17 protein-coding genes are annotated in these 26,076 nt (G+C 65.3%); 11 read left to right on the top strand and 6 right to left on the bottom strand.

Going from position 1 to position 26,076, the window contains the following annotated elements; genetic code table 11:
- Positions 1-247: 247 nt before the first annotated feature.
- From K1X11_RS14630 to K1X11_RS14620, 3 genes are all read right to left on the bottom strand, one after another.
- Positions 248-3,649 carry a TonB-dependent receptor plug domain-containing protein gene (locus tag K1X11_RS14630; RefSeq protein WP_221031559.1) on the bottom strand — a complete coding sequence of 1,134 codons (3,402 nt, stop codon included), beginning with the start codon at positions 3,647-3,649 and terminating at the stop codon, positions 248-250.
- 181 nt (positions 3,650-3,830) lie between these two features.
- Positions 3,831-4,868: a LacI family DNA-binding transcriptional regulator gene (locus K1X11_RS14625; RefSeq protein WP_221031558.1), complete on the bottom strand. Its 1,038-nt coding sequence runs from the start codon at positions 4,866-4,868 to the stop codon at positions 3,831-3,833.
- Between the two features lie 758 nt (positions 4,869-5,626).
- Entirely contained in the window at positions 5,627-6,508 is an 882-nt protein-coding gene (locus K1X11_RS14620) for a rhomboid family intramembrane serine protease (RefSeq protein WP_221031557.1), read from the bottom strand.
- Positions 6,509-6,592: 84 nt separating this feature from the next.
- On the opposite strand from K1X11_RS14620, the gene bla reads away from it, so the two are divergent.
- Positions 6,593-7,759: a subclass B1 metallo-beta-lactamase gene (gene bla, locus K1X11_RS14615; RefSeq protein WP_221031556.1), complete on the top strand. Its 1,167-nt coding sequence runs from the start codon at positions 6,593-6,595 to the stop codon at positions 7,757-7,759.
- A 244-nt stretch (positions 7,760-8,003) separates the two neighbouring features.
- On the opposite strand, the gene K1X11_RS14610 is transcribed toward bla, so the two are convergent.
- Both K1X11_RS14610 and K1X11_RS14605 read right to left on the bottom strand, forming a co-directional pair.
- Positions 8,004-9,308 (bottom strand): M20/M25/M40 family metallo-hydrolase, encoded by a 1,305-nt coding sequence (locus K1X11_RS14610; RefSeq protein WP_221031555.1) that lies wholly within the window; start codon positions 9,306-9,308, stop codon positions 8,004-8,006.
- Between the two features lie 84 nt (positions 9,309-9,392).
- On the bottom strand, positions 9,393-9,887 hold the full coding sequence (locus tag K1X11_RS14605) for a DUF1643 domain-containing protein (protein ID WP_221031554.1): 495 nt from the start codon (positions 9,885-9,887) through the stop codon (positions 9,393-9,395).
- Between the two features lie 214 nt (positions 9,888-10,101).
- On the opposite strand from K1X11_RS14605, the gene K1X11_RS14600 reads away from it, so the two are divergent.
- The 10 genes from K1X11_RS14600 (at position 10,102) to K1X11_RS14555 (ending at position 24,073) form a co-directional block, all read left to right on the top strand.
- A complete protein-coding gene (locus K1X11_RS14600; RefSeq protein ID WP_221031553.1) occupies positions 10,102-12,465 on the top strand; it encodes a PAS domain-containing hybrid sensor histidine kinase/response regulator in 2,364 nt (787 codons plus the stop codon).
- Between the two features lie 122 nt (positions 12,466-12,587).
- The gene (locus K1X11_RS14595; protein ID WP_221031552.1) at positions 12,588-14,528 is read left to right on the top strand and encodes an FG-GAP-like repeat-containing protein; all 1,941 of its coding nucleotides are present in this window, start codon (positions 12,588-12,590) and stop codon (positions 14,526-14,528) included.
- 384 nt (positions 14,529-14,912) lie between these two features.
- A complete protein-coding gene (locus tag K1X11_RS14590) occupies positions 14,913-16,196 on the top strand; it encodes a HEAT repeat domain-containing protein (RefSeq protein WP_324725990.1) in 1,284 nt (427 codons plus the stop codon).
- A gap of 122 nt (positions 16,197-16,318) precedes the next feature.
- A complete protein-coding gene (locus K1X11_RS14585) occupies positions 16,319-16,513 on the top strand; it encodes an FG-GAP repeat domain-containing protein (RefSeq protein WP_221031550.1) in 195 nt (64 codons plus the stop codon).
- A gap of 117 nt (positions 16,514-16,630) precedes the next feature.
- Positions 16,631-17,035 (top strand): hypothetical protein, encoded by a 405-nt coding sequence (locus tag K1X11_RS14580; RefSeq protein ID WP_221031549.1) that lies wholly within the window; start codon positions 16,631-16,633, stop codon positions 17,033-17,035.
- A 301-nt stretch (positions 17,036-17,336) separates the two neighbouring features.
- Positions 17,337-17,897, top strand: a complete 561-nt coding sequence (locus K1X11_RS14575; protein WP_221031548.1) for a sigma-70 family RNA polymerase sigma factor — start codon at positions 17,337-17,339, stop codon at positions 17,895-17,897.
- A 51-nt stretch (positions 17,898-17,948) separates the two neighbouring features.
- On the top strand, positions 17,949-20,177 hold the full coding sequence (locus tag K1X11_RS14570; protein ID WP_221031547.1) for a serine/threonine protein kinase: 2,229 nt from the start codon (positions 17,949-17,951) through the stop codon (positions 20,175-20,177).
- 436 nt (positions 20,178-20,613) lie between these two features.
- The gene (locus K1X11_RS14565; protein WP_221031546.1) at positions 20,614-21,705 is read left to right on the top strand and encodes an arabinan endo-1,5-alpha-L-arabinosidase; all 1,092 of its coding nucleotides are present in this window, start codon (positions 20,614-20,616) and stop codon (positions 21,703-21,705) included.
- Complete coding sequence (locus K1X11_RS14560; RefSeq protein ID WP_221031545.1) at positions 21,702-23,075, top strand: MFS transporter; 1,374 nt, start codon at positions 21,702-21,704, stop codon at positions 23,073-23,075. The genes K1X11_RS14565 and K1X11_RS14560 overlap by 4 nt, the downstream gene beginning before the upstream one ends.
- A 44-nt stretch (positions 23,076-23,119) precedes the next feature.
- Complete coding sequence (locus tag K1X11_RS14555; protein ID WP_221031544.1) at positions 23,120-24,073, top strand: glycoside hydrolase family 43 protein; 954 nt, start codon at positions 23,120-23,122, stop codon at positions 24,071-24,073.
- A gap of 299 nt (positions 24,074-24,372) precedes the next feature.
- On the opposite strand, the gene K1X11_RS14550 is transcribed toward K1X11_RS14555, so the two are convergent.
- Positions 24,373-25,920: an ATP-binding cassette domain-containing protein gene (locus K1X11_RS14550; RefSeq protein ID WP_221031543.1), complete on the bottom strand. Its 1,548-nt coding sequence runs from the start codon at positions 25,918-25,920 to the stop codon at positions 24,373-24,375.
- Positions 25,921-26,076 lie beyond the last annotated feature (156 nt).

The following is a 26,076-nucleotide window of genomic DNA, read 5'->3' as shown; positions in this document are numbered from 1 at the left end:
GCGAAGGGTGGAGTGGGTCCGCCGCGTTGGCGTGGCTCGGTGGACTCTGTGTCTCCTCTGTGGCCTCTGTGACGAATAATCCGGCCGAGGGGCAGGCGTTAGCGCGAGCGAGCTCGCGGCCTACATTTAATGGTTCGAAAGCAGATTGTAGGCTTTTTGGCGGGGCAATTAAAAGGCCGGCTCCCGTGGGGGAACCGGCCCGTTTTGCGAGAGGTGCTAGTCCCAGCACCTTACCCCTGGTGGGGAATCAGAACTCGAAGGTGGCCGAGGCAGAGATGAGGCGGCCTTCGAGGAAACGGTAGAGTTCGCTGCCGTCAGGGTTGGCGAGGAAGGGCACCAACTCATCGTGGTCGGTGAGGTCCTTCACGTTGAGCTGGAGGGTGAGCTTACGCTCGCGGGCCAGCTGGTATTCCATGCGGGCGAACACATCGATGAAGGTCATCGACGGGCCTTTGAACGGGGCGGTCGGGTCGAGGGCGTATTCGCCGAGGTCGTTGAGGTTCACCTCGAAGCCGATACCGATCTCGTCCTCCCAGCGGATGCCGCCACCGACGGTGAGGTCACCGAACCACTTCAGGATGCCGTCTTCGGCTTTGCCGATGTGGTAGCTGGTGTTGAGGCCCCAGCGCCATTCACGTTGCTCGACCGAAGGCATGCCGTCGAGCAGGGTGGCCCGCACGACCGGTTGCACGATGGTGTTAAACGCCTGCTCGGCGAGGGTGGTGCCGGTGTCGTTGATGACGTAGTTCTGCGCGAAGGAGCTGTCGACCCATTGCGGGGTGACGAAGTCGTTCACGTATTCCTGCAGCTTCGGGTAGGAGTTGGAGGTGACCGTCTCCTGGCGACCGGCGTTGACGAGGATCGTCCAGTCCGGCGTGGGATTGTAGGCGATCTCGATCTCCATACCCTCGGCGGTGAAGTCGCGGGTGCCGTTGTCGTTGGAGTCGCGGTTGGTGGTGGAGGCTTCGGGATCGTTCCAGTTGGGAATGAAGCCGTTGAGGTCGATCACGCCCTGCGGGGGCAGGTAGTTGCGCACATCGTCGGCGGTGTAGCCATTGGCGATGTTGGTCGGGTTGTCCAACTGGGTCATGAGGCCGAGGAGGATGCCCTCGGAGTTGCTCACGCCGCCGATGTCGTAGCTGTTGTTGAGCACGCCGGTCTCGTAGAAGTTGACGCGGGCGCTGAGCTTGCCGTCGAGGGCGGAGACCATGAAGCCGGTTTCTTCGGTTGAGCCGGTCACGGGGGCGATCTGCTCGTTGAAGATGTTCACACGGGAACCGGACGGCTGGAAGTTGTCGGCCCGGCTCTTGTAGACGGAGAAGTCCCAGCCCTCGGGGAGGAACTTTTTGAGGAAGTCCGGAGTGTGGACGACGATGCTCCAGGAGGTGGTGTCGGCGTCGGCGTCCTCATCGAGCGGGCGCAGCGGCACGTTGTAGTAGGAATCTGCATACGGATCGTCGACGCGGGAGTTGACGCTCCAGGACGGGGCGCCGAGGGAGTTGGAGGCCTGGACGTCGTTGCGCCAGGTGCCGGTGAGCACGATGGTGTCGTCCCAGAGGTAGGACTGACCGACGAGGACCTTGGACTCGATGTCCACCATGCCGCGCGAGGTGGAGAAGGAGGCGGGGAAGGCGTTGTTGTCGCTCAGGTTGTAGGCGCGGGAGGAGAAGTTGACGAAGGAGCCGCTCACTTGATCCCAGCCCACGTAGTCCATGACGGACGGCACGCGGTCGCGCTGTTGTCCCCAGGCACCGCCGCCGATGCGCACGCCGGAGAGGGCGCTGAGCGAGCTGGCGTTGAGGAAGTCGAAGGCGTCGTTGTGCACCGGCAGGGCGTAGATGGAACCGGCGCGCAGAGACGCGGTGTTGACGCCGCCGGTGCCGATGATGCCGCCGGCGAGGGCATTGGCGACATCGTAGGGGTCCACTTGATCGCGCGAGTAGTGGGTCTCGTTCCAGTAGGTGCTTTCCTCGTAGAGGCCGGTGAGGCGGAGGCGGCCGAGCAACTTGGTGAGCCAGCTGTCGTCGTTCATGAAGTCGTCGAAGCGCACCTCGGCGAAGCCGGTGAAGCGGGCGTTCTCGCGGTTCCATTTATACATGCCGCCCTGCCACAGACCGCCGATGACGGGACGGCCGTAGGTCGGGTTGGGCAGGAGCGGGCCGGTGCCGGTGCCATCGGTGGTGCCGATGAGGTAAGCGACCGGATCGATGTAGATGGTGCGCTGGGAGCTGCCTTGGAGGGGGTTGCGGGTGAAGGCGAACATCTCCTGCTTGAAGTAGGAGGCCTCGACGCCGAGGCGGCCGTCGAGCCAGTTGCCTTCGAGCGAGGCGTTGTAGGTGTCCCACTCGGACCACTGCTGGGAGACGCCGCCGGAGAAGAGGTTCTTGCGGTAGTCAAAGATGCTGCGGTCGGTGAGTTGCAGCGACACGTTGCCGTTGGAGAAGAACTGGGCGCTGCCGGTGTCGACGGGCGTGCCGTCGGAGTAGTAGCCGGTGGAGGTGATGATCTGCAGTTCGTTGCGCGGCATGATGAGCATCCACTCGCCGTTGCCCCCGACGCCCGCGTAGTAGTTGGGCGCACCACGGCCGCTGCGCAGGAACGCGGTGCCGCCAAAGGTGGGGTTGGGGTTGGAAGGATCCTGGTAGAAACTCACGTAGCCGCTGGAAGTGCCGTTGGCGGCGAGGGTGACGAACTGGTTGTTGCCGATGCCGGGCACGATGTCGCCGGAGCTGCGGAAAAACTGGGCGGCGGCGTAGGGGGTGTCCCAGGTCGGGCTGCCCATGTTGATCCACGGCGTGATGCCGTCGTTGGGCGGCATGTAGTCGGGCAGGGAGGAGTTGATTTCACCGTGTTCGAAACTGCCGCGCACGGTGAAGCCGTAGGGCAGTTTGCCGGTCACGGAAACGTAGGCGCGATCGTCGTCCTTGAAGGCCTGTTTCTGCTCATACTGCGTGTCGGAAGCGAGCCCGGCGACGCGCACGGCGATATGGTCGTTGAGTTGGTAGTTGTAATCCAACGACGTGCGGAAGCTGCCGTATTGATCGGCCTCGACCTTCACCTTGCCGCGAGAGCCTAGGAAGTCGGCCTTGATGGTGGAGTTGTTGACGATGCCGCCCGGGCTACCGAGGCCGAAGAGGGCGGAGTTGGCGCCACGCTGCACCTCCACGCGGTTGGTGTTGTAGGCGTCGAAAGGGACGTCGGTGATGAAGTAGTCGCGAGTGAGGTCGGCGGCGGCCAGACCGCGGATACGGGTGACACCACCGTTCAGGTTGTCGCGCTGCAGTTCCGGGATCGGGCTGCCGAAGCCCTGGGAGCCGGAGAAATTACCACCACCGCCGCCGACCTCGGTGTTGGCGGTGAGGACGAGCACATCCTCGAGGTTGGTGGCGCCGGTGTCGCGCAGGAGCTCTTCATTGAGCACGGAGATGGAGGCGCCGACGTCTTTGAGGGAGGTGTTCACGCGGGTGCCGCCGAGGGTGGAGGTGGCTTGGTAACCGACGTCGTCGGTGCCGGTGACTTCGAAGGGCGACAGCACGATGACGTCGTCGTTGTCGATGTCACTCGGGGTGGTCGCTTGAGCGAGCAGACCGGTGGCGCCGAGAAGTGCGCAGGGCGCGAGCAGCCAACGGTTGAGTGGAGTAGGTCTCATGTTCTTGGTGTGTTTGGGTTGGTTGGGGGACCGTCGACTCACGTTCGGAACCGCGCCATCGCGTGAAGCGACGGAGAGCCCGAGCCGTGGATCGGCAGAAAAGGGAAAGCGCAGGGGGGGAAGAAAGGGGTGGGGTATGCCGGGGGCGGGAGGGGTAACCGGAAAGCGAGGAGGGGAGAGATCAGGTGCCGGAGAGCAGCGCCGGGCGCAGCACGGGCGATACGCTCACGCTGATGCGACCGGGGCAGTCGCGGTTTTCGATGCGCCAGACGAGCTGGGCGATGACCTTGCGGATGAGCACCGCGAGGTTGATGTCGATGACCGCGGGGTGGTGCTCGAGGTTGTTGTAGATGATGGGGTTGTAGTTCCCGAGAATGAGCTCGTAATCGCGCTCGGGTTGGAGGCCGGCCAAGCGCAGCGCGCGCAGCAGCGAACCGGCAAAGTGATCGACGGGCGCGTAGAGTCCGGTGGGGCGCGGCGAAAGCGCGGTGAGGGCGTCGACCAGTTGAGTGGACTCGGTGTTGAGTGGATCGATCTCCAGGTAACTCACGCGGGAGGCGTCTTGGCGGCCGAGGATGCGGTGCGTGGTGAGGCCGAGTTCCCGCGCCCGTAGTTCGAAGGCGCGGGTGCGGCGGGACACGGCGCTGTAGGCCGGATCGATGCTGAGCACAGCCACGTGACGATGGCCCTGGCTGGCCAGGTGGTTGGCGGCGAGCTGGCCATTCTCTTCGTTATTCGGCTCGACGTAGTCGCCGGGAAACGACGCGGAGCGGCGCGTCATGAACCAGACGGTGGGCGTGTCCTGCAGGGCCTCCATGACTTCCGCGGCGGGCTCCATGCCTTGGATGATGACGCCGTCGAATTTGTCCTGCACCAGCTGCCGCGGGAGATCTGCCGGAGAGCTGGAGAACACCATGTTCAGATCGACGCGATTGATCGGACTCTGGTCCTGGAGCAGGGACATCTTCTCCTGAAACCAACCGAGAGCCGGATTGCCCTCTTTGGCTCCGACGAACCACACCGCCAAGCGCAGGGTGGACGGTTTGCGGGACTTGGGGCCGCGCCGCCGGTTGATGGGGGGCGGTTGATAATCGTGAGCCTGCATCACGGCGCGGATGCGTTCGAGGCTCTCGGGCGCGACGATCTCGGGCTGGTTGATGGCCCGGGAGACCGTGGAGGGGGAGACCTTGGCGGCCTTGGCGATTTCGGCGAGGAGCATCCGGAAGGCGGGGTGAAATATCAGGAGGTGGGTGTTGCGCGCAGGTGGGGGCGTGGTCGACAGAACGGGAAATCCGGGCAAAGCAGTAGCTGGCGATCAGGACTTGGGAGACCCGGGGATCGAGGGGGGGGAGATGGGACGCTACAGCGCCGCAGGGGCGCTTATTTGGGAGGGCAGCGTGGTGCTATCGGTCGGAAATGGGTGAAGGCGAAAGGGGAGGTAACAACGTCGCAGCGGCGGGAGTCGGGTGGCCGGCGACGGCAAGGGAAGGACCCTGAAATTTGATGAAAGCGACGATAACCGATTCACCGAGTCTCGGATTGGACGGGTGGGAATATTGTTTGTCGGATTGGGCGGTTCGGCGCTTGATTAGCGCAGTAACGAGATTGTGAATACACCAACGGCGGCGTGCAAAATGCCCGTTGGGACGCGCCGTTTCTACGCCGGACCAAGGTTAGGTTACTGAAGTATGACGGAGTAACGGATCCGGTTTGAACGATGGGTGGATGGAGATCCGGACTCGGTCTGTCGGGACGTCTGGCGGTTGGATTATTGGGAGCTGCCATCAGGGTGATTTTCGTCACAGAATGCACAGAGGGGGCACCGAAAGAGGGGCGGCCGAGAGGCAGGCGTTAGCGCGAGCAAGCTCGCGGCCTACATTTCATGGTTCGAAAGCAGATTGTAGGCTGCGAGTTTACTCGCGCTGCGTTGCCTCGCGGCTATCTGCGTAATCTGCGGTCCTTAAAACCTGGGTTGCTTCAGCGGTTCTTGCTGAAGACGAGGAGCGCTCCGGTGGCCGTGCCGCAGGCGAAGCCGAGGACGTGGGCGAGGACGTCGGTTTGGACGCCGCCCGCGCCGTAGAGGCCGAGCATGGCGGCACCAGCCGCGGCCGGGATCAAGAGCGGGCGCCAGCGTCCCGGTTGGCCGCGACGGCGCAGGGCGCGGCCGGTGAGCAGACCGAGGCCGGCAAAAACCAGGGTCGAGGCGCCGAGCGAGCGATGACCGCCACTGAACGCGACGGCGGCGAGCAGGAGGTTGGCGACGGTCGCGGCACCGAGCAGGCGGGCCCAGCCGGACCAGAGCGGTTCCAGGCAAAACCAGGTGCGCAGGATGAACCAGCCGGCGATGAGGTTGGAAAGCAGGTGTCCAATGTCGGCGTGCAACCAGAGCGCGGTGAAGGGACGCCAGAACTGGCCTTGCGCCCAGACGGCGCGGGCGTCGAGCAACCAGAATTCGGTGAGGTCGGGCGCGAGTTGCTGCACGCGAAACAGGCCCACGATGGCCAGGCCCCAGAGCAGCGGGGGAAAGAGGCCGCGGTGGGGATCGTCAGGGGGCGGTTCGGTGGGCGGCGGGCGCGGTGGCCAGTAGGCGGACTCGCGTTCGAAGCGGGCGAGTTGCTCGCGCAGGTGGGAGGCGGCCGCTGGGCGGACCAAGAGCACCTCGGTGGTGGCCCCGCTGGCTTCGTCGGTTTGGGTTTCCTGCCAACATTCCTCCCCGGCGGCGAGCACGACCAGACTGCGCTCCCGGGCGGCGGCGGCGCGGCGGTAGCGGCCGATGATCACGCGGTCGTCGGCATCGGGGGCGGTGGCAGGGTCTGGATGGGGACTGATGATGCGGAAGTCTTTCGCATTGTGGGCCACAAGACCAGCGCGAGCTGTGGCCCCGGTCGCGTCGCTGGCTCGCTTCGCGATTGCGGAGCACCGGGCGGGCTGCGTTAGTCCGGCATGGCTCGTTGGTTTCCCCGTTTCATCTCCGTATTCACAAAATGGTTACTGGTTTTCGGGCTCACCGGAGCGCTGCGGGCCGAGGTTGATTTTGAGATCACTCCCCTGGGTGAAGGGATGTGGTTGCACGTGGCGGGTCATGAGACCGAGACCTGGGGGCGGGTGACCTCGAACGGCTTGATCGTCGACGAAGGGGAGCACGTGGTGGTGATCGACACCCCGTGGGGCGCGGAGAATTCGCGGGCGCTGCTCGCGTGGATTGAACGGGAGATCGGCAAGCCGGTGGAGCGTCTGTTCGTGGGTCATTTTCATGACGATCGCCTGGGCGGGTGGGAGGTATTCGCGGAGCGGGGGACGCGGGTCATCGCGCTGGCGGAAACCGTGGCGCTCGCCGGCATTGCGGACGGTGATTTGCCGGCCTTTGAGGTGTTGCGGTTAGCACCGGGTGAGCGCGCGACGATTGGGACGGTCGAGGTGCTTTATCCGGGCCGGGCGCACACCAGCGACAATGTCGTCATGTGGCTGCCGGAATCCGGGATTTTGGTCGGCGGCTGCGCGGTGCGGGCGGAAGCGGCGCGCGGCATGGGCAACACGGCGGACGCCACGGTGGCGGAATGGGCGGCTTCGATGCGGCGGGTGCAGCAAGCGTATCCCGACGCTCGGCGCGTGGTGCCCGGACATGGCAAGGTGGGGGACGTGGGGCTACTGACTCACACCATCGCTTTGGCGGAGGCGGCGGCGACGGAGGCCGCTGTAGCGTCGATCGGCAGCGTGCTGGACGCGTTTCATGTCGCGGCGGGGGCGGCGGATTTTGACGGCTACTTCGGGCTGTTTGCGGAGGACGGGGTGTTCCTTGGCACCGATGCGTCGGAGCGGTGGACGCGGGCGGAGTTTCAGGCCTTTGCTCGCCCCTACTTTGAGGCCGGGCGGGGTTGGCTCTACGAGCCGGTGGCGGGAGGCCGCCACGTGGTGGTGTCACCGGATGGTGGATACGCCTGGTTTGACGAGGCGCTGGTGAGCGCGGCTTACGGGGCGTGTCGCGGCAGCGGGGTGATGGTGCGCACCGCGGCCGGCTGGCGGGTGGCGCAGTATCATCTCACCATCCCGATTCCCAATGACCTGGCCAAGGAGGTCGTGGGGCTGATCCGGGACTTTGAGGCGAAGTGACCGGAAGGGCGGGGGCTTTTCTTACAGGAGGGAACGGAGGGGAACCCGCCTGAGGCGGGCAAGCAGAGCCGAGGGGCAGGGGATGTCGGGCGTAACCGCGCCTGAGGCGGGCAAGAGCCCGACCCACATAGTGCGGGTTAACTTATTTGTGGGTCGGGCTTTATGCCCGACGTCGGGTCCGTTTTTCCCCTCAGGCGTCACCGGGCTCAGCGAGCCCGGCTACAGCGGGGAGCGAGAGTGGGTCTTACTTCGCGAGCCCGACGATCTCGAGGACGGTGAGCAGGGCGCGCTGGGTGCCGAGGTGGCTGTCGGTGGTTTCGAAGAGTTCGTCGAGGGAGTGGGCGGCGGCGCCGCGACCCCCACCGCCGAGGGTCACGGCGGGCACGCCGAGGCTGATGGCGATGTTGGAGTCGGTGCTGCTGGAGCCAAAACGATCGGCGACCTCGAGGGCGGCGTTGGCGCGGCTCACGCAGGCGATGATCGGGCTGTCGGGCGGCACGTCACCGGTGGGGCGCAGACCGACCTGCTTGATGTCGACGACCACCGGGTTGGCGGCGTTCATGTTGCGGGCGGTCGGGCTGTGGGCGTGGGTTTTCCAGAATTCGTTCTCTTCGGCGACGGCTTCGGCCACGGCGGCGCGGAACATGGCGTCGGTGTTGTCGAGCGAGGTCGCGCTGGGGGAGCGCATGTCGATCTGGAAGGAGGCGGTGCGGGCGATGGAGTTCACCGAGGTGCCGCCGGAGATCATGCCGACGTTGAAGGTGGCTTTGGGTTCGGCGGCCATTTCGAAGTCGGAGATCTTGGCGATGGCGCGACCGAGGGCGTGGATCGGGTTGACCTGGCCAAAGGCGCCGTAGCTGTGGCCGCCGGCGGAGCTGAAGGTGACCTCGTAGCGGTGGCTGCCGACGGCGCCGGTGGTGGCGTGCAGGCCGGTGCCGTCCATGGAGATGAAGTAGTCGATGGAGTCGGCTTTGTCGGACTCGAAGAGGTGGCGCACGCCGCGGAGGTCGCCGAGGCCTTCTTCGCCGACGGTGCCCATGAAGAGGATGGTGCCATCGGTTTGGATCTCCTGGTCGTTGAGGGCCTGGAGCACGCCGAGCACGACGGCGAGGCCGCGGCAGTCGTCGGAGATGCCGGGGGCGCGGAGGATGTTGCCCTCGCGTTTGACGGTCACATCGGTGCCGGCCGGGAAGACGGTGTCGAGGTGGGCGGAGAAGACGAGGAGCAGGTCGGGGTTGGTGCCCGGGCGGGTGCCGAAGACGTTGCCCTCCTCGTCGATGTGCACGTCCTGCAGGCCGTATTCCTCAAACTTGCCGGCGTAGTAGTGGGCGCGTTCGGTTTCCTGGAAAGGGGGCGCGGGGATCTCGCAGAGGCGGATCTGCTCCTCGATGACGGCGGGCTCGTTGGTGGTGATGAAGGACAGGGCGGCCTGCACTTGGGCGTCGTCGGTGAGGGCGCCGAAGAGGGGCGTGGAGGCCGTGGCGGCGAGCAGGAACGCGCTGAGCGTGGACCAGGCGGAGCGAGAGGAGGAGGAGCGGGACAGCTTCATGAAGAGGTGTGAGGGTTGAGTGATGTCACGCGGAGCGTGGCACGGTCGGCGCGGGCGGCGCAGTCCCGGCGGATATGGCAAAAACTATAAACCGACGTTCGGTTCCCAGCGGACGAGGGGCTGGGTGGCTTTGACGTAGAGGGGGTGGCGGGGGTGGCCCTCCTTGGTGGTGCCAACGCACCAGAGGTCGAAGCCGGCCAACAACTTAACCACGGCAGCGGCGCGATCCTGGTAGGCGCCGATGGTGCCCCAGGCCGCGACGACTTTTTCGCAAGTGCGTGCGGCCTCGAGCAGGGCCGCGTCGTTGCCCGGGCCGACCGGGTCGGGCGCGGCCATCATCTCCTTGGGGTAGGGTGTGCGCAGGCCGAAGAGGTTGCCCATGTGAAACCCGTCCATGCCTTCGCGGCGGCAGAAGCCGGCGATGCGGGTGAGGGTGGGGTCGAGTTGGCGCTCGTCGGCAGTGCTGGGGTTGAGGCCGATCCAGAGCATGAAGCGGTCGCCGCCGAAGAGCGGGTCGAAGCGGTGGATCAGCGAGTAGCGGTGAACGCGATCGGGGGAGAAGACGCAGGCGTTGTCCAAGGCGGGCGAAGCTGAGTGGGCGCGGACGGAGCGTCAACGGCGTGGATGGTGCGGAGCGGGAGAGGAGGGCGGCGGCGGCGTAGGTGTGGGCGTAGGAGCGGCGTGCGTGTATCCATCCGGCGGAGACTAAGTAATTTTCGGAAGCGCTCCTTCGTTGAACAAATGCGGGGCACGGCGGCATACCTAGGGGGTGTCCGCCAAGCCTCCGTCATCGTTGTCCCACGCCACGGCTCCACACATCGAAGTGGATACGTTCTTCGACCTGTCGCTGGAGATGATGGTGATTGCGAATGAGGCCGGCTATTTTGAGCGGGTGAACGCGACCTTTGTGGAGGCGGTGGGGCACCTCGCGGAGGAGTTGTTGCAAAAGCCTATCCTCGAGTTTGTGCATCCGGCGGACCGCGCGGCCACCGAGCAGCAGGCGACGAAGCTGTTCGAGGGGGAATCGATGATCGATTTTGAAAACCGTTACGCCTGTGCGGACGGGTCCTGGAAGTGGCTGTCGTGGCGTGCGCGGATCGATCCAGTTTCGCGGCGGATCTTCGCTTTCGCCCGCGACGTGACCGCGGCGAAGGAGGCGCAACTGGCAGCGGAGAAAGACCGGCGTTCGATCATCGAAATGAACGCCAACCTGCAGCGGCGGGTGCGGGAGAGCACGCGGGACCTGGAGGAGAGCGAGGCGCGCTTTGCGACTTTGGTGGATGGCGTGCGCGACTACGCGTTGATCATGCTCGATGCCGATGGGCGGGTCGTGAGTTGGAACGAAGGCGCGACGCGCACGAAACGTTTTCAGGCCCACGAGATTCTGGGGCGCCACGTGGGTTGCCTTTACATGCCGGAGGACGCGGCGGCGGAAAAGCCGGCGCGCCACCTCGCCGAAGCGGCCCAAACCGGCCGCGTCGAGGACGAGGGTTGGCGCATGCGCGGCGACGGCACCCGCTATCGCGCCAATGTGGTGATCACCGCGCTGCGCGAGCCGGACGGGCAGTTGCAGGGCTTTGCGAAGATCACGCGCGACATCACCCGCGAGTATGAGACCAACGAAGAACTGAGTCGGCAGCAGAGCCTGTTACGCTCCTTGATGGACAACCTCGCCGAGGGGGTCATCGCCTGCGATGCGCAGGACCGGATTACCTTCTTTAACAAGACGGCGCGGGAGTGGCATCCGAACCCGCCGGGCGACATCACGGCCGACGAGTGGTCGCGCGCTTACCATCTCTACGAAGCGGACGCGGTGACGCCGCTGCCGCCCGAACGGGCACCCTTGCGTCGGGCCGCGCGAGGCGAACGGGTGCGTGATCAGGAACTGGCGGTGGTCGCCCCCGGCCGCGCCCCCCGCTATGTGCTGGCGGGCGGTGATCCCCTGCTCGACGAAAACGGTGAGCAGATGGGCGCGGTGGTGGTGTTGCACGACATCACGGAACGCAGGGAGGCCGAGCGCCAAGCCTTGCGCACGCAGCGGATGGAGAGCATCGGCATGCTCGCCGGCGGTATCGCCCACGACTTGAACAACGCGCTGGCGCCGGTGCTCATGTCGATCGAGATGCTGCGCATGGAGTTTCCCGAGGCCGGACAATGGCTCGATATGTTGGAAACCAGTTCGCGCCGCGGAGCCGCCATGGTGAAGCAGTTGCTTACCTTTGCGAAGGGCACGAGCGGCAACGAAGCCGCCGTCAACCTGCGGCAGTTGATCAAGGAAATCCAAGGCCTCGGTCGCAGCACCTTCCCCAAGAACATTGAGATAGAAGTTGATTGTGAGGAATCGGTCCCGGCCGTGCTGGGCGATCCGACGCAGCTCCATCAGGTGTTGCTTAACCTCTGTGTGAACGCGCGTGACGCCATGCCGCGAGGCGGCGTGCTGACGCTGCGTGGTGAGCCCGTGAGTTTCGGCCGCGAAACGGTGCCGTCGGGCACCGAGCTCGTGCCGGGCGACTACGTGCACCTGGCGGTGAGCGACACCGGCGAAGGCATTCCGCCCGAGATCATCGATCGCATCCTCGAACCGTTCTTCACCACCAAGGCCGCCGACAAAGGCACCGGTCTCGGCCTAGCGACCGTGCTGGGTATCGTGCGGAGCCACCAAGGGGCGATGCGGATCGAATCGGAGGTGGGTCGCGGCACGACCATGCACCTCTATTTTCCGACCCAACGACATTTTGCCGCCGTTGAAATCGACCGCCCGGCGGAAGCGCTCGGCGTGGAGGGACGAGGCCGGCAGGTGCTGCTGGTCGAGGACGAGCAATCGATCCGTGAGATCGGTCGCAACATCCTGTCGAATCTGGGTTTTCAAGTGCACACGGCGACCGATGGCGCGGAGGCGTTGCAACTGTTGCAGTCGGTCGGCCAGGAGATCGATCTCGTGATCACCGACAAAGACATGCCGGCGCTCGATGGCTTCGCGCTCATCCGCGAGGCGTCCCCGCTCGTGCCGGACGCAAGGTGGGTGTTGCTCAGTGGTCACCTCGTGGCGGAGGACCAGCCGGCCATCGACGAGCTCGGGGTGGTCGTGTTGGAAAAGCCCTTCACGCAAGGCGACCTGGTGAAGGTCCTGCGTGAGGTGTTGCCGGTGGTCGACTGAGCTGGGTGCTCGGGGCTGCTGGTCGCGCGCACGTTTGCTCAACGGCGACGAGATCCGTGCTCACATTGTGGCGCGTCGTTTGACCGCCTCTACGCTTCCGCTATGGCTCGACGGGTTACCCCATGAAGCCCCTCGCCCTTGTTGCCCTCCTGGCGGGCGTCGCGTCCTTGCTCGGCGCGCCTGCTCTCGCCGCCGATGATCCTGCGCCCGCCGCTCCGCTGTCCGACTTCGGTCTGACCTTTCAACCCGACTACACGTGGGGCGGCACCTCGCTCGAAGGCTGGCGGTCGCTGGGCGATGGCGACTGGACGGTGGAGGGCGGCGAGATCGTCGGCCGTGCCACGAGCGAAGCGGGCGGTTGGCTGATGGCGGAGCAGGGGCTGCAGGATGTCGGTCTGCACGCGAAATTTAAAGCCACCGGCGGCGCCGTGACCGCCGTGCTGCTACGTATGGAAGAGATGGATACGGGCGGCTGGCGCGGCGTGTTGCTGGAGCTGCAGGATGGCGAGGAAGGTGTGCAGGCCTTCAGCGTCAAACTCGATGCGGCGGGTCGCGAGACCAGCCGCGAGCCGCTGCGTTACGCGGGCGGCATCATGTATCGACAGGCGCCGCCGCCCGATGTCACGCGCGGGCGCTTCAACTACCAACGCCCGCCGCCCCCGGAGGATCTGCCGGTGAAGCTGCCGGACACGAGCTACCGCGCCGAGGCGTGGAATCAGATTGAGACCTTTTTGGAGACCAACGTCATCCGCAGCTTCCTCAACAACGGCCGCGAGATCGGCGGCGCGGTCGACGGCGATCATGCGCTCACTGGCTACGGTCCGGTGGCGTTCTTCGTGGGCGGTGCGACCGGCGGCGAGGTGCGGTTCAAAGACGTGATGCTGCAGGATGTCGGCATACGTCGCGCGCCGGTGGAGCAGACCTCGCCGCGCTTCCGCGTGCAGCGGCTGAGCGAGTTTTATTACTCTTGGGGTTCGGCCGCCGGTGACTTCAACCGCGATGGTCACCTCGACGTCGTGGCGGGTCCTTACATTTACTACGGGCCGGAGTTTACGAGCTATCGCGAGATCACGGTCGCGGTGGCGAAGGGGCCCTCGCAGGAGTTCACCGCATTCAACCATCAGTTTGTGCACGACGTGAATGGCGATGGTTGGCCCGACGTGATCAGCGGCTGGACGAACCCCGCGGTGTATCTCAATCCGCAGGGGCAGTCGCGGCGATGGGAGAGCTACAATCCCATCCCGCGCACGCAGAGTGAAACCACGCTCTTCACCGACCTCGATGGCGACGGCGCGCCCGAGTTGGTTTACGCGTCGGGCGGCCAGTTCCGTTACGCCAAACCCGACGCGTCGGCGGCGTGGACGGAGGTGAACATCTCGGAGGTCGGCTACGCCATGTCGCACGGCATCGGCACCGGCGACATCAACGGCGACGGCCGCACCGATCTGCTCGGCGCGACGGGGTGGTGGGAGCAACCGGAGACCCTCGACCCGACCCAAACCTGGCCCTACCACCCGGTGGCGTTCGGTCGATACGGTCAGCGCGCGCCGGCGATCGGCGGCGCGGTCATGGCCGTTTACGACGCCAATGGCGACGGGCTCAACGACGTGGTTACCAGCCTGAACGCCCACGGTTTCGGTTTCGCGTGGTATTCACACTCTCGTGACGCCGACGGCGCCATCACCTTCACCCGGCACATGATCAACGACGACTACAGCCGACCGGCGACGAGTGGCGTGACCTTTTCGCAGGCGCACGCCGCGACCTGGGCCGACATCGATAACGACGGGGTGATGGATTACGTGATCGGCAAACGCGCCTTCACCCACCTCGACAACCTCTACGATCCCGACGCCTACGGCCCGCCGGTGCTGTATTGGTATAAGGCCGTGGCGGATGCTGACGCCCCGGGTGGCGCGACCTTCGTGCCCGAGCTCATTCACAACCGCTCGGGCGTGGGTTCGCAGATCGAGGCGGTCGATTTCAACAACGACGGCCACGTCGATCTGCTCACCTCCAACAACCGCGGCACCTTCATCTTCTGGAACCGCGGGGAGCCGTGAGTCGGTGGAGTGAAAGCTGGATGCGGTGAAGCCACGCTGCCCCCGCTCCTCCTGTTCCAAAGGCCTCGGCGGACGGAGAGGTTTGACGCATTGGGCGACCCCGGCCGCTGGAGGCAATCCGAGATGCGGTATCGGCGTTCGATTGGGCGTTCGTCGCGCCGCGGTCGTGGTTGTGATCGACGAGTCATCGGGCGAGGGCCCGTCAGTTCTGACTGGCCGGCGCACCTTCGGTCAGCATGCTTGCCCGAACTGTTTCGATCGTTCTGGCCGTCGATTGGAGTGAGATCCGTTTCCTCTGCTTCTTGTTATGTCCACGATTCCAGCCAGATTCCATTTCATCGCAGTCTCCTCTCGGAACATGATGCGTCAGGAAGGAGGGACATGGTGATTTGGAAATCTCGTTTCCAACGTGCGGTGGATCGCTGGGAGCAGGCGCGACCATCGGACAAGTTTGGTAGTTTTCGAAAGTGGCACGACCATCGGATCTCTCGTGCTGGCGAAGCAAAGGCGGTGTGCCGAGCGCTGTCGCGGGCGACGTTGCGCAACCCGCCCGCGTCGAATTTGGGTGAGCGCGACGTGCATTCGCTCGTGGGGTTCGTGCAGGCGGTCGACGGCGAGGTCGCTATGGCGGTCTTTGAGGAACAAGCGCTGCCACAGCTCCGCCGCCTGCTGGTGGAGGGCGCGGCCCAGCCAGCGCAGCGAGAAGATGACGTTCTCTTCATCGCCAAAGTCCTTGCGCTGTTTAAACAGCGCGAAGATGCAGAGCGGGTGGCTCGCTTGGCGGCCAGCGGTTATGGCGCCGATCACTTCCTGTGGTCGGTGCTACTCTCTGTTTTCGGTTCCGGCCATGAACACGCTGAAGTGGTGGTCGACACCCTGCGCGATCCGTTGCCCGAAGGCTTCCTCGGCGTGGCCTTTCTCGACCAAGCCAACCAGTTGGCGATCGCAGGCAAGTTGGCGCGACATCCCTACGACTGTCCCGACGGATTGCGGCGACTACGGGCGTGGTTGAGCGACTCCCAGCCGGAACACCACAGCTACGCTCATAGCGCCACCGCGGCGTTGCCGTTCCTGATGTCGGCCGAGCGTGATACCTTGTTTGAGCTCGCGGCCGAGCATGTTGATCCCAGGGTGCGGATGGAAGCCGCCTGGGCATCGGCTCGAAGTGGCGATGATTCCGGCATCATTTGGTTGGCGGATTGGGCGAAAGATCCACTGCACAGCAATACGGCGGTGCACTATTTGGAGGAACTCGGCCGGGCCGACGCCATCCCGCCCGAGGCAACCAGTTCGGCCTTTCGAGCTGTCGCAGAGATGGCCGAGTGGCTGGCCGATCCTCAGGAATATGGTCGGCCGCCGGATGCCATTGAGCTGATGGACCAGCGCCGCCTGTTCTGGCCGCCGACTCGCGATGAACGCGACGTCGCGCTGGTGCGCTACACCTACAACCCGACCGGCGACGAAACCGAACCCGACGTCGGCATCGGCATGGTCGGCTCCGTGACGTTTGCGTTGTTTGGTGAGGCCACCCCGAACCTGAGCGCGACGGAACTCTACGGCCTCCATTGCGCGTGGGAGCTCGAAGGCAACGACGACAAACGGGCTCCGGCCGAGCGAACCCCGGCCGCCGGACTCGCGATCCTGCGGGGATACAACCCCGCCCTGTAGCCGCAACGCAGCAAAGCGGGCGAGATTTTGAGGGCACCTGTCAGGTTCAGAAGCGGCGCGCAATTTGCCTCTCAACCACCCACCTCGACAACCTCTACGACCCCGATGCCTACGGCCCGCCGGTGTTGTATTGGTATAAGGCCGTGCCGGATGCGGAGGCCCCGGGTGGAGCGACCTTCGTGCCCGAGCTCATTCATAACCGCTCCGGGGTGGGCTCGCAGATCGAGGCGGTCGACTTCAACGGCGATGGCCACGTCGATCTGCTCACCTCCAACAACCGCGGCACCTTCATCTTCTGGAATCGCGGGGAGCCGTGAGCGGAGTCGAGCGGCCAGCGGTCCCATTAAACGACCTTGTGGTGGCGGTGGTTTGTTATTAGCACGAAGCTGACTTTCTGGTCGCACTGTCTTCACCCCAATTCCCCTCCACGAATCATGACTGCATCCCCGATAGTTTCCCGTCGCGCTCTGACCCTTTGGCTGGGCGCTTTGTTTATGCTCCTCGTCGCGCCCTTCACGGCGACGGCCGATGATCACAAGTCCCACGACATGCCGGCGCTGCCGCTGAGCGCGAGTTTCGACAAAGGGGAGCCCGGTGAAAACGGCGGCCCCTACGCGCTCACGGTGAAGAACACCTCTGACCATGCGCTGACCCTCGAAGGCATGGTCATCTTCAGCGTCACCTCGCACAACCGCGCGCAGGATCACCACATCGGCCCCAAGACCCTCGCAGCGGGCGAGAGCTGGACGATCAACGATCTCGCCGTCGAAGACCGCGTCGTCCTGCACGCCGAAGGTTACGCCAAGTGGGAAAAGAAGACCCCGCCCGGCAAACACTGAGCCTGCACGACCCGCATCCGCGTTTCCCACCCAACCCTCTGCCCCGGCCGACGCCCTTTGCGCGCGGCCGGGGTTTGTTTTTTGCGCGCCCAACTTGCCCGTTAGGCAGGGCAGGGGTTTGACGAACCCGGATCGGAGGGGAAGATGGCGTTCGCTTGCACGATGGCGCGTCTGCTCGGCGCGTCGTTTTCGACCCCTTTCACCCCAACCTTTCTGCACCCCTGCTCGTGGCACCTGCTGCTTCGGTTTCTCCAACTTATCCCCGTATCCCGACCCGGACCCGCGGTGAGGATCTGCGCCCATGAGTGACGTGACCCAGATGTTGGTCGCCGTCGGCAAGGGCGAGGCGGGCGCAGCCGAGGACCTGTTGCCGATCGTCTACGAGGAGCTGCGCAAACACGCCCGCGTGCGCATCGCCCGCGAGCCGGCCGGACAGACCCTGCAACCGACCGCGCTGGTGCACGAGGCGTGGTTGCGGCTGGTCGAGGCTGGCGATCACCAGTGGATGAATCGCGCCCACTTTTTCGGCGCAGCGGCCGAGGCCATGCGTCGCATCCTCATCGAAAGCGCGCGGCGCAAAGCCCGCCTCAAACGCGGCGGCAACTTCGAGCGGGTCGAGTTCGACGAGGCCCAACTCGCCGCCGCCAGCCCGGACGAAAAGATCCTGCTCATCGACGAGGCGCTGGAAAAGTTGCGCGAACAGGATCCCGAAAAGGCGCTCATCGTGGTGCTGAAGTTTTTTGTTGGCCTCACGAACCAGGAGGTCGCCGCCAGCACCGGCGTAACCGAACGCACCGTCGAGCGCCACTGGGCCTACGCCAAGGTCTGGCTCTACCAAACCATTCGCGAAAACCAGGGCTGAGTCCCGTCCCGTCGCATCCGCCTCCGCATCCGCTCGTTCGCCCGTCGTCCCATGCCCCCGCCGCCGCCATCGGAACAGGAAGAGGAACTCTTCGATCAGGCCCGCAAGTTGCCCGATGCGACCAGCCGCACGCGTTTTCTCACCGAAGCCTGCGGCGAAGACACGGCCATGCGCGAGCGCCTCGAAGACATGCTCGCGACGGCGCTGGAGGCGGAGTCGTTTTTCACCGAAACCCGCCGCGCCATGCCGCACCTCACCACGCTGCACGGCGGCGTGGGCACGGGTGCAGGCGCGGGCGTCGCCGACACGCGCAATGGCGTCAACACGGTGCCGGTTCCAGGCGAGGAGGCGGTGGGCAGTCGCATCGGTCGCTACAAGCTGCTGGAGAAAATCGGCGAGGGCGGCTGCGGCGTGGTGTTTCGGGCCGAGCAGGAGGAGCCGGTGCGCCGGCAAGTGGCGTTGAAGATCATCAAACTCGGCATGGAAACGCGCAGTGTGATCGGGCGTTTCGAGGCCGAGCGGCAGGCGCTCGCGATGATGGATCATCCCAACATCGCCCACGTGTTTGATGCCGGCGCGACCGATCGCGGTTCACCCTACTTCGTGATGGAGCTGGTGAGCGGGCGGCGCATCACGCGCTTCTGCGACGACGAGCGACTCGACCTGCGGCAACGCCTGGAGCTGTTCGTGCACATTTGTCAGGCGATCCAGCACGCCCACCAAAAGGGTATCATCCATCGCGACATCAAACCCTCCAACATCGTCGTGTCGCGGCTCGATGGCGCGCCCGTGCCCAAGGTCATCGACTTCGGCATCGCCAAGGCCACCGAGATCTCCCTCACCGACAAAATCCTGCTCACGATGCACATGTCCTTCGTGGGCACGCCCGCCTACATGAGTCCCGAGCAGGCGGCCATGGGCGGGGTCGACATCGATACGCGCAGCGACATCTACAGCCTCGGCGTGCTGCTCTACGAACTCGTCACCGGCCACACGCCCTTCGACGCCAAGGAGCTGGCCGATGCCGGCCTCGACGAGATGCGTCGCATCCTGCGCGAACGCGAACCCCTGCGCCCCTCCCAACGCCTCGCCGCGCTGCCGCTGGCGGAGCAGTTGGAGGAGGCCAACAAGCGCAACACCGACCCCGCCAGCCTCTTCGCCGACGTGCGCTCCGACCTCGATTGGATCGTCATCAAGGCGCTCGAGAAAGACCGCAGTCACCGCTACGAAACGGCCAACAGTCTGGCCATGGACGTGCAACGCCACCTCGCCGACGAGCCGGTCCTGGCGCGTCCGCCGAGCCCCTTCTACAAGTTCCAAAAACTGGTGCGGCGCAACCGCGTGGCCTTCGCCGCCGGCACCGCCGTGGCGCTGGCGCTGATGATCGGCTTCGGCACCTCGACTTGGCTCTTCTTTCGCGAACTCGAAGCCCGCCACCGCGCCGTCGCCGCCGAGCAGCAGCAGGTGCGTTTGCGCGAGGAGGCCGAGATGCGCGAACGCCTCACGCAGGCGGCGCTCCTGGTGAGCCAACAACGGTTCGCCGAAGCCGACGCCCTGCTCGACAACGTGCAACTCGACCAACCCACCGTGGAGGGTTCGGCCGTGTATCGCGCCATCGGCGAATGGCACGCGCTCAACCAACGTTGGGCCGAAGCCGTGGATCGTTTCTCCACTCTCGTCACCCTCAACCAGCTCGAGGGCATCGACGTTACCTCGCTCGATTATCTCGAACTCGGCCCCACCATCGTGGAGCTCGGTGACGCGGCGGCCTTTGACGCCTTTCGCCGCAACGCCATCGAACGTTTCGCCGACTCGCCCGGGCCGTTCGCCGACCGCGTGTTGAAGATCACCCTGCTGATCCCGGCCGATCCCGCGACCCTGCGCGCCCTCGAACCCTACGCCGCCGCCACTCACGCCAACGCCCGCGAGGCAGCGGCCGACGGCGACAGTTTCCGCCGCGCCTGGAACGCCATCGGCCTCATGCTCTGGGACTACCGGCACGGCCGCTACGATGCCGCGCTGGAATGGGGCCGCGTTTGTCTCGACGCCCCCGACGACAACGCCCCGCGCGACGCGACGGCGCACGCGATCATGGCCTTGGCGGCGCAGCATGCCGGTGATGCGGCGGCGGCGCGCAACCACCTCGAAGCCGCCCGCGAAATCACCGCCCTCAAACACCGGGCCCCGAGTGACCGCGGCACGCCCGTGCAGGGTTTCTGGTTCGACTGGAGCTTCGCCCGCATCCTCATCCGCGAAGCCAGCGGTTTGATCGAAGGGTAGGGGGCAGCGCCGCCGGGAGACGGACGGAGAGGCAGGGTAGCGCGAGCAAGCTCGCAGCCTACATTGCGCGTTCGACAGCACCCTGTAGGCCGCGAGCTTGCTCGCGCTAACGCCTGCCTCGCGGATCTGCGCCCCTCTGCGGTTTCCTCACAATCCTGCCTCCCAGGAATCTGTGTCAATCTGTGTCCATCTGTGGTTAAAAACAGCCCTGCCTCTCCGCCACGGCGGGCCCGGCGGGCCCGGCGGTCCCGCCCTACCTCTTCACCCCCGCCCAAAACTTTCCACCCGCCTGTCGGGTTACCCGGGCAAACGTCGCATGATGAGGTAACCCCTTCTTTTTCGCGGCTTTCGCCGTGGAATCGATGGCCCCGATAACCCCCGCGGATGTCGCGCTGCCCTCCGGTGTGTGTGCGTCCGTCCATTCCCTTTCCTTTCCATGACACACGGCAGGTTTTTGCGGCGCGGTCTTCCGCTGCTGGCCTCTCTGCTCGCAGCGTTCGGCGCGGCGCGCGCCGAGGCGGACTCGACCCCGACCGAGGCGACCCTTCCCCAGCTCTTCATTCATGACCCGGTCATCGCCCGCGACGGCGGCACCTACTACCTCTACAGCACGGGGCCGGGCATCACGTTTTACTCCTCGCCGGATCGCATCAACTGGACCTGCGAGGGCCGCGTGTTTCCGGGTGAACCGGCCTGGGCCGCCGACGCCGCGCCGCGCTTCAACGGCCATCTCTGGGCGCCCGACATCGTCGAGCACGACGGCCGGTTTTACCTCTACTACTCGGTCTCCGCCTTTGCCGCCAACACCTCGGCCATCGGCGTCACGGTCAACACCACGCTCGATCCCGACTCGCCCGACTACGAGTGGCGCGACCAAGGCATCGTGGTGCAGTCGGTCCCCAACCGCGACCTGTGGAACGCCATCGATTCCGCCGTCGTCTGGGACGACGACGGCACGCCTTGGCTGAGCTTCGGCTCCTTCTGGGGTGGCCTCAAACTCGTGCAACTCAACCCCGACCTCGTGTCGCTGGCTGAGCCGCAGGAATGGCACACGATCGCCAAACGCGAACGCGCGCCCTTCACGCCCGACGCCGAGCCGGGCCACGCCGCGCTGGAGGCGCCGTTCCTTTTCCACCACGACGGCTATTATTACCTCTTTCTCTCCTGGGACTTCTGCTGCCGCGGCAGCAACAGCACCTACAAGATGATGGTCGGCCGCGCCACCGATGTGCGTGGCCCTTACCTCGATCGCGAGGGCGTCGACCTCGCCGCCGGCGGCGGTTCGCTCATCATGGACGGCACGGCCGCTTTCCCCGGCGTAGGCCACAACGCGGTCTACACCTGGGACGGCGAAGACTACATGGTTTTCCACGCCTACGAGGCCGCCAACAACGGCCGCCAAACCCTCAAGATTGCCCCCATCACGTGGGACGACGAGGGCTGGCCCGTGGTTGATCCCACCGTCCTCGACACCTTCCGCAGCCGCCTGCTCAATCCGGCCGAGGCTCGAGCCATCATCACCCCATGAAAAACGCGCGTCTTTCTGTGCTGGAGAAGGTCGGATTCGGTTCCGGCGACATGGCCGTCAATGTGGTCATCTCGTCGATGTTTCTGATCATCACGTATTTCTACACCGACATCTTCGGACTGAAACCGAGCCACATGGCCACGCTCTTCCTGTCGGTGCGCCTCATCGATGCGGTGACCGATCCGCTCATGGGCCTGATCACCGACCGCGTCACCACTCGCTGGGGACGCTACCGGCACTACTTCCTCTTCCTCGCCATCCCGTTCGGCATCTCGGTTTACCTGACCTTCCTCACCCCCAACTGGGACTACAACGCGAAGCTGCTCTGGGCCTACTCCACCTACATCCTGGTGACGCTCATGTTCACCGCGGTGACCATCCCCTACATCTCGCTCATCGGGGTGCTGACCGACTCCCCGCAGGAACGTCTTTCGGCCAACGGCTACCGGCTCTTCTTCGCCAAGATCGCGGCCTTCCTCGTTTCCATTGTCGTGCCCATCCTAGCCAAGCAATGGGGCGCGGGTGACCTCGCGTTTGGTTACTCGGCCGCCATGGGCCTGATGGGCGCGATGGGCGCGATCCTGTTCCTCTTCTGCTTCTTCACCACGACCGAGCGCATTCATCACAAGGTTGAGAAGACTCCGTTCTTCCACCAACTCGGGCACCTCTTTCGCAACGACCAATGGGTCATCCTCTGCGGCGTCTGTGTGATCGGCACCATTGGCTACGTCATCCGCGGATCCGTCGCGGCCTTCTACGCCAAATATTACATCGGCGGCGACGAGATCATGATTTCGCGCTTCCTCGGCACGGGTGTCGCTGCGGCCATCCTCGCCATGGTGGCGTCCACCTGGATCACCAAACGTTTCTGCAAGATCGTCATGTTCCGCTGGACGCAGGTGGCGGTTGCGTTGCTCAGCATCGGCATGTTCCTGGTCGTCAAACCGGGCGACACCACCTCGGCCTTTGTCTTCTATTTCCTCATCTGCTTTGTGGTCGATCTGCACGCGCCGGTCTTCTGGTCGGCCATCGCCGAAGCCATCGACTACGGTGAGCGCAAAACCCAGCTGCGCGTCTCCGGGCTGGCCTGGGGCGGCATCTCCTTCTGCCAAAAATCGGGCATGGCCCTGGCCGGTGCGATCGTGGCGTGGTTGCTCGATGGATACGGCTACGTCGCCAACGTCGACCAAAGTGCCGAGACCCTCAAAGGCATCGCGCTCATGCTCACCATCATCCCGGGCGCCTTCCACTTCATCATGGGCGCGCTGATGTTTGGCTACCGCATCACCGACAGCTATTACCGCACCCTCATCGATTCGCCCGCCGAGCTCGGTCTGCACGCGCCGTCCAACGGTGCCCGCGAAGACTGAGCGCTCGCTCGTTCGCTCCGCCGCCTCGCCTTTTCGCTCTCGCCATGTCCGCCACGCCGCTTTCGCCGCTCATCCTGCAGCGCGCCGATCCCAACATCCGTCGTCACACCGACGGACAGTATTATTTCACCGCCTCGGTGCCGGCCTACGACCGCATCGAACTGCGCCGCGCCGACACCATCGCCGGCCTCGCCACCGCGCCCACGGTGGACGTCTGGCACAAGCCCGCCACCGGTCCGATGAGCGACCTCATCTGGGCGCCGGAGCTGCATCACGTGTTTGGCGAGTGGCGGGTGTATTTCGCCGCCGCGCCGTCGCGCGAAATCAAAGACGACCTCTTCCAGCACCGCATGTATAGCATCGCCTGCCGCGACGCCGATCCGCTCACCGGCACGTGGAGTGAGGCCGCGCAGGTCGACAGCGGCATCGACACCTTCTGCCTCGACGCCACCACCTTCACCCACCGCGGCGTGACCTATTACGTGTGGGCGCAGAAAGGCCCGGGCATCCCCGGCAACTCCAACCTCTACATCGCGCCCATGACCGACGGCGGCACGATCTCCGGAACGCCTGTCATGCTGACGAAGCCCGAGTTCCCGTGGGAGAAAGTGGGCTTCCTCGTCAACGAAGGGCCCTCGGTCATCATCCGTCACGGCCGCGTGTTTTTGACCTACTCGGCCAGCGCGACCGACGAGAACTACTGCATGGGCCTGCTGCACGCCGACGAGAATGCCGACCTGCTCGACCCGGCCGCGTGGACGAAGTCACCGGAGCCGGTGTTCCGCAGTGACCCCGAGCACAAGATGTTTGGCCCGGGCCACAACAGCTTCACGGTGGCGGAGGACGGAGTGGCCGACCTGCTGGTGTATCACTGCCGTAACTACACCGAAATCGAAGGCGACCCGCTGTGGGACCCCAACCGCCACACCTACGTGAAACCCCTGCGCTGGGACGCGCACGGCATGCCCATCTTCGGCCGCGCCTCCGGCGTGGAGTGAGCGGTGAGCAGAAGGGCAACGCAGGGCAGGTGAGTTGAGTCACAGAGAGCCCAGAGGCGGACACAGAGGTCACCGAGCCGGAGAGTCGGGCGTAAAGCCCGACCCACAAGTAGAGCCACAAATATGTGGGTCGGGCTTTACGCCCGACATTCCCTCCTGCCTCGCGGACGTAGACGGAGGGGCAACGCAGCGCGAGCAAGCTCGCAGCCTACATTCCGCGTTCGGAACCGCACTGTAGGCCGCGAGCTTGCTCGCGCTAACGCCTGCCTCGCGGCCACCGCCACCACCCCCCTCACGCGTCAGGCCTGCGCCACCGTCAACACCGTATCTGAACCGTCACTACCGCCCGCTGCGTCGATATGCCAATGCGTCGTGGTGATGCCTTCGAGGAAGGCCTCGTCGTGGCTCACCAACAGGAGCGCGCAGGGGCACTCGGCGAGGGCCTCTTCCAGACACAGGATGCTGGGCAGGTCCATGTGATTGGTGGGTTCGTCCATCACGATAAGATGCGGACCGCGCACGATGCCGAGGGCGAGCAGCAGCTTGCGCACTTCGCCCGGACTCGGCAGCGCGCTCTCCAGGAGGCGACCCGGCCGGGAGCCGAGGCGACTGATGGTAGTCATGACACGGCCACGTTCGTCGTTGGGCAGGCGTTTCACCTCTGCCAGCAAGGCCTGCGACGCTTCGGCGGACACCTCCTGCGGCACGGTCACGAGTTTTTCCGGTGGCACCTGCACCTGCTGCAGCACGTGGCGCACGAGGGTGCTTTTGCCAAAACCGTTGGGGCCGGTGAGCGCGATGCGGCTGGTGCCACCGATCGCCAGCTCGGGGAAGTGCAGATGGCGGACGTCCTCGCCAAAACCCATGGGCAAGGTGCCGGCCGGCAGGCGCAGCAAAAAGTCGCGCGGCATGAAGGACGCGCCGTCCACCCAGATGCCGGTTTCGTAGCGCTTCTTGACCGTGAGTTGGGCGCGCTCGGTGGCGACCTTGCCAGCGCGTTGATTCATCTGCGACACCATGCGGCCGGCGTAGGCGTCCTTGCCGGTCACGCGGGCGAGGCCGCGGCGGGCGCGACCGTCGTGGTCGTGCATGGGGTTGATCTTGTGCTTCTGATTCGAGCCGCGCATGGCGGCAGCCTTTTGGTCGGCCACGACGCGGCGGCGCTGGGCTTCGGCCTTCAGGCGACGCTCGGTCTGGCGCAGGGCATCGTTGGCGGAGCGGGCGGCGGTTTCCTCCTTCGTCTGTTCGGCGAGGGCTTCGCTGACGCCACCCGGGCGCAACTCGGCGGCGGGTGGATCGAGCAACAGGCACTGACTGCAGAGCGAATCGAGCAGGCGGCGATCGTGACTCACCAGCAGGCCGATGCCGGTGAAATCAGCCAGCACGCGCTCGAGCAGTTGGCGGGCATCGGTGTCGATGTGGTTGGTTGGTTCGTCGAGGGCGAGCACGGCGGGCTCACGCCACAGGGCGACGGCGATCTGGGCGCGTTTGCGTTCGCCGTGACTCAGACTCGACCAACGTTCAGGCCAGTCTTCCCCCACGCGCAGGCGGGATTTGAGGGCGGTGGCGTCGGGCGCCCAGACGAAGTCCTCCAGCATCTCGGGCGGATCGTCGGTGCGTTGGGCGACGTAGAGCGCGAGGCCGCTGCGTTGCACGGAGCCGGCTTGGGTGGCGAAACCCTCGAGGCCGGTGGCGACTTTAAGCAGGGTGGTTTTGCCCGCGCCGTTGGGGCCCACGATGCCGGTCCAGCCGTGCGGGAACTGCACGGTCAGCTCGGAAAACAGGGGTTCCGTCATGCCCGGATGGGCAAACTCGACGGACTGCAGCACCAATTGGGACGACGCCATGGGCCCGCATCGTGTGCGCCTCGGGTCGGCGGGCAACGGTCAAGATGACGTGCCGAGGCCAGGACGGCGGCGGAGAGGCAGGGTGGTTTTTAACCACAGATGCACACCGATAGACACAGATTCCTGAGAGGCAGGGGGGATATAACTGCGAAGGTC

Origin of the sequence: Actomonas aquatica, assembly GCF_019679435.2 — a bacterium.
In the GTDB taxonomy this organism is placed as follows: Bacteria; Verrucomicrobiota; Verrucomicrobiia; order Opitutales; family Opitutaceae; genus Actomonas; species Actomonas aquatica.
The sequence above is the reverse complement of the archived record's forward strand: the minus strand, read 5'-3'. Positions and strand labels throughout refer to the sequence as shown.